The 8,135-nt window shown below is 56.4% G+C and carries 8 protein-coding genes; 3 read left to right on the forward strand and 5 right to left on the reverse strand.

The annotated features are described in order from the left end of the window. Positions 1-14: 14 nt before the first annotated feature. From parE to nudF, 5 genes are read right to left on the reverse strand one after another with little or no spacing between them, the layout of a single operon-like run. Positions 15-1,907, reverse strand: coding sequence for a DNA topoisomerase IV subunit B (parE, locus tag EKN83_RS17465; protein WP_025758507.1), 1,893 nt, complete (start codon positions 1,905-1,907; stop codon positions 15-17). Between the two features lie 28 nt (positions 1,908-1,935). Further along, positions 1,936-2,517, reverse strand: coding sequence for an esterase YqiA (yqiA, locus tag EKN83_RS17470; protein WP_045285909.1), 582 nt, complete (start codon positions 2,515-2,517; stop codon positions 1,936-1,938). After that, complete coding sequence (gene cpdA, locus EKN83_RS17475; RefSeq protein WP_045285910.1) at positions 2,517-3,344, reverse strand: 3',5'-cyclic-AMP phosphodiesterase; 828 nt, start codon at positions 3,342-3,344, stop codon at positions 2,517-2,519. Before cpdA ends, yqiA begins: the two co-directional genes overlap by 1 nt. 27 nt (positions 3,345-3,371) lie before the next feature. Then, positions 3,372-3,794, reverse strand: a complete 423-nt coding sequence (locus tag EKN83_RS17480; RefSeq protein WP_003862516.1) for a DUF1249 family protein — start codon at positions 3,792-3,794, stop codon at positions 3,372-3,374. Then, complete coding sequence (gene nudF, locus EKN83_RS17485; RefSeq protein ID WP_025758512.1) at positions 3,791-4,423, reverse strand: ADP-ribose diphosphatase; 633 nt, start codon at positions 4,421-4,423, stop codon at positions 3,791-3,793. Before nudF ends, EKN83_RS17480 begins: the two co-directional genes overlap by 4 nt. A 204-nt stretch (positions 4,424-4,627) precedes the next feature. Between nudF and tolC the strand changes: the two genes are divergently transcribed. From tolC to EKN83_RS17500, 3 genes are all read left to right on the forward strand, one after another. Continuing rightward, entirely contained in the window at positions 4,628-6,106 is a 1,479-nt protein-coding gene (gene tolC, locus EKN83_RS17490) for an outer membrane channel protein TolC (protein WP_094918780.1), read from the forward strand. Between the two features lie 194 nt (positions 6,107-6,300). Beyond that, positions 6,301-6,966, forward strand: a complete 666-nt coding sequence (locus EKN83_RS17495; protein WP_025758515.1) for a DUF1190 family protein — start codon at positions 6,301-6,303, stop codon at positions 6,964-6,966. A 2-nt stretch (positions 6,967-6,968) separates the two neighbouring features. After that, positions 6,969-8,129: a glutathionylspermidine synthase family protein gene (locus EKN83_RS17500; protein ID WP_025758516.1), complete on the forward strand. Its 1,161-nt coding sequence runs from the start codon at positions 6,969-6,971 to the stop codon at positions 8,127-8,129. The last annotated feature ends 6 nt before the right edge of the window (positions 8,130-8,135 follow it).

Raw genomic sequence — 8,135 nt, forward strand, 5'->3', positions numbered from 1 at the left:
TTAGGGTGAGGGCATCAGGCCTCAATATCCGCCATATCGCCTTTCTCCTGCAACCAGTTACGACGGTCTTCCGAACGTTTCTTGGCAAGGAGCATATCCATCATGGCGTTGGTCTGCTGTTCGTCTTCGTCGCTGATCGTCAGCTGTACCAGACGGCGGGTGTTCGGATCCAGCGTCGTTTCGCGCAGCTGCATCGGGTTCATCTCGCCCAGCCCTTTAAAGCGCTGTACGTTAGGCTTGCCCTTCTTACGCTTAAGCTGTTCCAGCACGCCCGCTTTCTCTTCTTCCGTCAGCGCGTAGTACACCTCTTTGCCGAGATCGATACGGTATAGCGGCGGCAGCGCCACGTAGACATGACCGTTTTTCACCAGCGTGCGGAAGTGTTTCACAAACAGCGCGCACAGCAGCGTAGCGATGTGCAGACCATCGGAGTCCGCATCCGCGAGGATACAGATCTTGCCGTAGCGCAGCTGGCTCAGATCGTCACTGTCAGGATCGATGCCGATCGCCACCGAGATATCGTGCACTTCCTGCGAGGCCAGCACTTCATCAGACGAGACCTCCCAGGTGTTCAGGATCTTACCCTTGAGCGGCATGATCGCCTGATATTCGCGATCGCGCGCCTGCTTGGCCGATCCCCCTGCCGAGTCCCCTTCCACGAGGAACAGTTCGGTACGGTTGAGATCCTGCGCGGTACAGTCCGCCAGCTTACCCGGCAGCGCAGGGCCGCTGGTCAGCTTTTTACGCACCACTTTCTTGGCCGCACGCAGACGACGCTGGGCGCTGGAGATGGCCATTTCGGCCAGCATCTCCGCCGCCTGCACGTTCTGGTTCAGCCACAGGGTAAACGCATCTTTCACCACACCGGAGACAAAGGCCGCGCACTGACGTGAAGAGAGGCGCTCTTTGGTCTGCCCGGCAAACTGCGGATCCTGCATCTTCACGGAGAGCACGTAGGCGCAGCGATCCCAGATATCTTCCGCCGAGAGCTTCACGCCGCGCGGCAGGATATTGCGGTATTCGCAGAACTCGCGCATCGCATCCAGCAGACCCTGACGCAGGCCGTTGACGTGGGTCCCGCCGAGCATCGTGGGGATCAGGTTAACGTAGCTTTCGGTCAGCAGCTCGCCGCCTTCCGGCAGCCAGAGCAGCGCCCAGTCCACCGCTTCGGTGTCACCGGTAAAATTACCGACGAACGGTTTTTCCGGCAGCGTCGGCAGGCCGTTTACCGCTTCGCACAGATAGTCATTAAGGCCATCTTCGTAGTGCCAGCTCTGCTCGGTGTTGTTAACGTGGTCTTTGAAGGTGATTTCCACGCCAGGGCAAAGCACCGCTTTGGCTTTCAGCAGGTGCGTCAGGCGGGAAACAGAAAAACGCGGGCTGTCGAAGAAGCTTTCGTCAGGCCAGAAGTGGACGCTGGTGCCGGTGTTGCGTTTACCGCACGTGCCAACAACCTGCAGATCCTGCACCTTCTCGCCGTTCTCAAACGCGATGTTGTACACCTGACCGTCGCGACGAACGTTAACTTCCACGCGTTTCGACAGGGCGTTGACGACGGAAATGCCCACGCCGTGCAGACCACCGGAGAACTGGTAGTTTTTATTGGAGAACTTACCGCCCGCATGCAGACGACAGAGGATCAGCTCGACGGCAGGCACCCCCTCTTCCGGGTGGATATCCACCGGCATGCCGCGCCCGTCGTCGATAACTTCCAGCGACTGATCGGCATGCAGGATGACGTCAACGCGTTTGGCATGACCCGCCAGCGCTTCGTCCACACTGTTATCAATAACTTCCTGGCCCAGATGGTTTGGGCGCGTCGTATCGGTGTACATCCCCGGGCGGCGGCGAACCGGCTCTAGCCCGGTGAGGACCTCAATGGCATCTGCGTTATAGGTTTGCGTCATGATTTAAACTAGCAATTCGCATTGATTGTCAGTGGCTGTGCAGTCCAAGAAAATCGACAATCTGGGTGAAATGATTCTCAAAGCCCGTGAAAGCATGATTTCCGCCCTCTTCTATAGTCTGGCGGCAGGATGCGTAATACGCCACTGCCTGGCGGTAATCCAGCACTTCATCTCCCGTCTGTTGCAGCAACCAGATGAGATCCGGCGCTTCAAGCGGGTCGACCTGCATAACTTTGAGATCGTAAATATGGCGTGACTCTAGCACATATTGCTGGCCGGTGTAGGGGTTCTCGTTTTCGCCAAGAAAGTCCCGCAGCAGCTCAAATGGCCGTACCGCCGGATTGACCACAACGGCCGGCAGCATGAAGCATTGCGACAGCCAGGTGGCGTAGTACCCGCCCAGCGATGAGCCGACCACACCGAATGACTCGCCGCCGTGTTCGAGCACAATAGATTCCAGCATCTCCGCGGCCTCCGCAGGATAGGGCGGCAGCTGCGGGATGATCATCTCAACGTCGGGGTGATGCTCGCTCAGCCAGTGGCGAAACTGTGTCGCTTTTGCGGAGCGCGGCGAGCTGTTGAATCCGTGCAGATAAAGGAGCGTAGACATCAGTAGCCTTCTGAAGCGGTATCCGGGCGGAATTTTGCGCCGGTCAGACGACAGACTTCCGTGGTCAGCGTGCCATCGGCATGCAGGTCCAGCCAGCGCCAGCCTGGTGCGATGGTATCCAGCGTAAAGTTGGCGCAGTGCGGTTTAAACTGCACGCAGGTCGACGGCGTCGCCAGCATACGGCGTCCATTCCAGTCGAGATCCTGTTCCTGATGAATATGTCCGCACAGCAGGTTTTTTACCCGCGGGAACTTCGCCAGTACGTGATCCAGCGCCGCAGAGTTGCGCAGGCTGTGTTGATCGAGCCAGCTGCACCCCGCCGGCAGAGGATGATGATGAAGCAACAGCAGAGTATGACGTTCAGGCTCAGCAGCCAGTTTGGTCTCCAGCCAGTCGAGTTGAAACTCGCTTAACTCACCGTGCGGAACGCCGAATACCTGGCTGTCCAGCAGCAGGATCTGCCACTGTTCACCCGCAAAGACACATTTCGCCGGAGAAATGCCCGCATCCTGAAGAGAACTGTACATCGCCGGCTGGAAATCATGGTTTCCAGGCAGCCAGACGCAAGGCACGCTAAAGCTCGCGATGCCTTCAGCGAAATGCTGGTAGGCCGCGGAGGATTGATCCTGCGCCAGATCGCCGGTTGCGACAATCAGATCGCATGCACGATTTTCAGCGTGAATGGCGCTAAGTACCGCCTGATAACTCTCCCAGGTATTGACCCCCAGCAGCGTCTCATGCTTTTCGGCAAAAAGGTGGGTATCGGTGATTTGTAATATCCTGACTGGCGCCCCACCAGCAACAGTCAGGTTCAACAGGCTTTCCAAATGGTGTCCTTAGGTAGGTTTATGACGCTAACAAACCGGAATCGCCATTGCTCCATGTGCTAAACAATACCTTAGCCAGTCGGCTAAAAACTGGTTAATTTGATGCTTTTCGTCGCGTTGATGCAACTTTTTATTCGGATAATCATACCGCGCCTTGAAACGAAAGATCTGCTGACTTGAACACACTTCAGCGACCATCGCGTCGTGATAGAGGCGCACCGTCATCGACGGCAGGCTCCAGTAACTGATGCTGGGGGCCGTTTGCTCAATCTCCACCAGCGTAGTGTAGCGCGTTGATTCTGTTATCGTTAACCGATACTGCGCATTGCTCACCTGATAGCTTACCGTTTCGCCGGGTGCGTCGTTTCTCGGCAGCAGGCGGCGCAATTGTGCGAAATTGGTTTCGCACAGGCGCATCATTTCTGGGAAGTCAGGCGTATAGCGCTTCATTTTTTCCACTCGTTTCGTAATGTCTGATAATGCAGCTGTAGCCATTGCAGGGCGATGACAGACGCTGCGTTGTCGATTTTCCCCTCTTCTACCCACTGATAAGCCTGTTCCCGGCTCACCACATGAACCCGAATATCTTCGTTTTCATCTGCCAGACCGTGGATCCCTTCCGCCGTCGTGGCGTCCACTTCGCCAACCATAATGGACAAGCGCTCGCTGGTGCCCCCCGGGCTTGCCAGATAGCTCAACACCGGTTTGGTGCGGCCCACCACCAGCCCCGCCTCTTCCAGCGCCTCGCGCCGGGCGACGTCCTCGACCGACTCACCTTCTTCGATCATCCCGGCCACCATTTCCAGCAGCCACGGGCTTTCACTGACGTCATAAGCGGCGATGCGGATCTGCTCCACCAGCACAACTTCGTCACGCACTGGGTCAAAGGGTAGCAAGACTGCCGCATGGCCGCGCTCAAAAATTTCGCGTCGGATTTCGCCGCTCATTTCACCGTTAAACAGGCGATGCCGGAAACGGTAAAGTTCCATCGAAAAAAAACCGCTATAAAGCGTTTCTCGTGCAATAATTTCTACATCGTTTTTGGCGAATGTCACGGGCAACTTTTCTGGTTTTTGCATGAGTCGGGTCCTGGTAGCAATAGTGATGAAATGATGAATTTCAAGGCTGTTTGGCTGCCGTTTGTAAGGCTCTATGGTAGATTGGTGCAAATTACCGCCAGATGGCACGTAACGCCAACCTTTTGGTGTGGATGATTCTGTTAGAATCGGCAATTATTTTTTAATTAGATCAGCGCTAATACTGCTTCACAACAAGGAATGCAAATGAAGAAATTGCTCCCCATCCTTATCGGCCTGAGCCTGACGGGCTTCAGTGCAATGAGCCAGGCGGAAAACCTGTTACAGGTCTACCAGCAGGCACGTCTGGGCAACCCTGATTTACGTAAATCAGCGGCCGATCGTGATGCTGCGTTTGAAAAGATTAACGAAGCACGTAGCCCACTGCTGCCGCAGTTAGGCTTAGGGGCAGATTATACCTACAGCAACGGTTTCCGCGACGCTAACGGCGTTAACTCCAATGCTACCAGCGCCTCACTGCAATTGACACAAACGCTGTTTGATATGTCCAAATGGCGCGCCCTGACCCTGCAGGAAAAGAGCGCGGGCATTCAGGATGTGACCTATCAGACCGACCAGCAAACGCTGATCCTGAACACGGCCACAGCTTACTTTAACGTGCTGAGCGCGATCGACGCGCTCTCCTACACCGAAGCGCAGAAACAGGCCATTTACCGTCAGTTAGATCAAACCACCCAGCGTTTCAACGTGGGTCTGGTGGCGATCACCGATGTGCAGAACGCCCGTTCACAGTACGACACCGTGCTGGCCAACGAAGTGACCGCGCGTAACAACCTCGATAACGCGCTGGAATCCCTGCGTCAGGTCACCGGGAATTACTATCCGGAACTGGCCTCCCTGAACGTGGACAACTTCAAAACGGATAAACCGCAGGCGGTTAACGCCCTGCTGAAAGAGGCGGAAAACCGCAACCTGACGTTGCTGCAGGCGCGTCTGAGCCAGGACCTGGCCCGCGAGCAGATTCGTCAGGCACAGGACGGCCACCTGCCAACCCTGAGCCTGAGCGCGTCTACCGGTGTTTCTGACACGACCTACAGCGGCTCTAAAACCAACTCTGCCCAGTATGACGACAGCAATATGGGTCAGAACAAAGTGGGCCTGAGCTTCTCCCTGCCGCTGTATCAGGGCGGTCAGGTCAACTCTCAGGTGAAACAGGCGCAGTACAACTTTGTGGGCGCGAGCGAGCAGTTGGAAAGCGCGCACCGCAACGTGGTGCAGACCGTGCGTTCTTCCTTCAACAACGTGAACGCGTCGATCAGCAGCATCAACGCCTATAAACAGGCCGTGGTGTCTGCACAGAGCTCCCTGGATGCGATGGAAGCGGGTTACTCCGTCGGTACACGTACTATCGTTGACGTGCTGGACGCGACCACCACGCTGTACAACGCCAAACAGCAGCTCTCCAGCGCTCGTTACCAGTACCTGATTAACCAGCTGAACATCAAGCAGGCTCTGGGTACGCTGAACGAGCAGGATCTGCAGATGCTGAACAGCGCGCTGGGCAAACCGGTCTCAACTTCTCCGGACAGTGTTGCACCAGAGAACCCGGAGCAGGTAGCCGCGGTTGATAACTTCAACGCTGACAGCAGCGCGCCTGCTGCACAGCCAGCCGCTGCGCGTACCACGACGTCCGCCAGCAAAGGCAATAATCCGTTCCGTAACTAAGCATTGCCCGATGGCGCTTCGCTTATCGGGCCTACTGAATCGTAGGCCGGGTCAGCGCAGCGCCACCCGGCGCAAAATCACGCCCGAACGTAAGCCAACGTAAAGATCCCCCTGATTCCGCCCCTCTTCGCTTCATTTTCAACCACTCATCCTCTATCCTGAGCGTTATTACCACTGGGTCCTGGAAGACAAACATGAAACGGACAAAATCCATTAATCACGCGTCGTTCCGCAAAAGCTGGAACGCCCGTCATCTCACCCCTGTTGCGCTGGCGGTCACCGCGGTCTTTATGCTGGCAGGCTGTGAGAAAAACGACGAAACGGTTTCGCTGTATCAAAATGCAGACGACTGCTCTGCGGCAACCGGTAAAGCCGCCGAATGTAAGACGGCCTACACCAATGCCCTGAAAGAAGCGGAACGTACCGCGCCGAAATATGCCTCACGCGAAGACTGCGTGGCCGAGTTCGGTGAAGGACAGTGCCAGCAGACGCCTGCTCAGGCGGGCACGGCGCCAGAAAATCAGGCGCAGGCGCAGTCCAGCGGCAGCTTCTGGATGCCGCTGATGGCTGGCTACATGATGGGCCGCCTGATGGGTGGCGGTGCGGGTTATCAGCAGCAGCCGCTGTTTAGCTCGAAAAACCCGGCCAGCCCGGCTTACGGCCAATACACCGATGCCAGCGGCAAAGGCTACGGCGCAGCTACCCCAGGCCGCACCGTGACCGTACCGAAAACGGCAATGGCACCGAAACCTGCCACCACCAGCACTATCACCCGCGGCGGATTTGGTGAGTCTGTGGCGAAACAGACCAGCATGCAGCGTAGCGCGACAGGCACCTCTTCTCGCTCAATGGGCGGCTGATCATGGAACGAGTCAGTATTACCGAGCGCCCGGACTGGCGCGAAAAAGCCACCGAATACGGTTTTAACTTCCACACCATGTACGGTGAGCCATACTGGTGTGAAGACGCCTATTACAGGCTGTCGCTGGCCCAGGTTGAAAAACTGGAAGCGGTGACGGCCGAGCTGCACCAGATGTGCCTGAAGGTCGTGGAAAAGGTTATCGACAGCGACGCGCTGATGACAAAGTTCCGCATTCCAAAGCACACCTGGGGCTTTGTACGTCAGTCGTGGAAAACGAATCAGCCTTCGCTTTACTCTCGTCTTGATCTGGCATGGGACGGCGTGGGTGAACCTAAGCTGCTGGAAAACAACGCCGATACGCCGACCTCCCTGTACGAAGCGGCGTTCTTCCAGTGGATTTGGCTGGAAGATCAGATGAACGCCGGAAACCTGCCGGAAGGCAGCGACCAGTTCAACAGCCTGCAGGAAAAGCTGATCGAGCGTTTTGCCGAGCTGCGTGAACAGCATGGCTTCAACCTGCTGCATCTCGCCTGCTGCCGCGACACGGAAGAAGACCGTGGCACGGTTCAGTATCTGCAGGACTGTGCGGCCGAAGCGGAAGTGGCGACCGAGTTCCTCTATATCGAGGATATCGGCCTGGGTGAGAAAGGTCAGTTTACCGACATGCAGGACCAGGTGATCAGTAACCTGTTCAAACTCTACCCGTGGGAATACATGCTGCGTGAGATGTTCTCCACCAAGCTGGAAGATGCGGGCGTACGCTGGCTGGAACCGGCCTGGAAGAGCATTATCTCCAACAAGGCCCTGCTGCCGATGCTGTGGGAGATGTTCCCGAACCACCCGAACCTGCTGCCGGCCTATTTTGCGGAAGATGATTACCCGCAAATGGAAAAATATGTCGTGAAGCCTATCTTCTCTCGCGAGGGGGCAAACGTCTCCATTATCGAAAACGGTAAAACGCTGGAAGCGGTTGAAGGGCCTTACGGCGAAGAAGGGATGATCGTCCAGGAGTTCTATCAACTGCCGAAATTTGGCGACAGTTATACGCTGATTGGCAGCTGGCTCATCAACGATCAACCTGCCGGAATTGGCATCCGCGAAGATCGCGCGCTGATCACGCAGGATCTGTCACGGTTTTATCCGCACATCTTTATTGAGTAAGGCTGC

It is taken from the genome of Enterobacter sp. WCHEn090032 (assembly GCF_003986875.1).
Taxonomy (GTDB): domain Bacteria; phylum Pseudomonadota; class Gammaproteobacteria; order Enterobacterales; family Enterobacteriaceae; genus Enterobacter; species Enterobacter sichuanensis.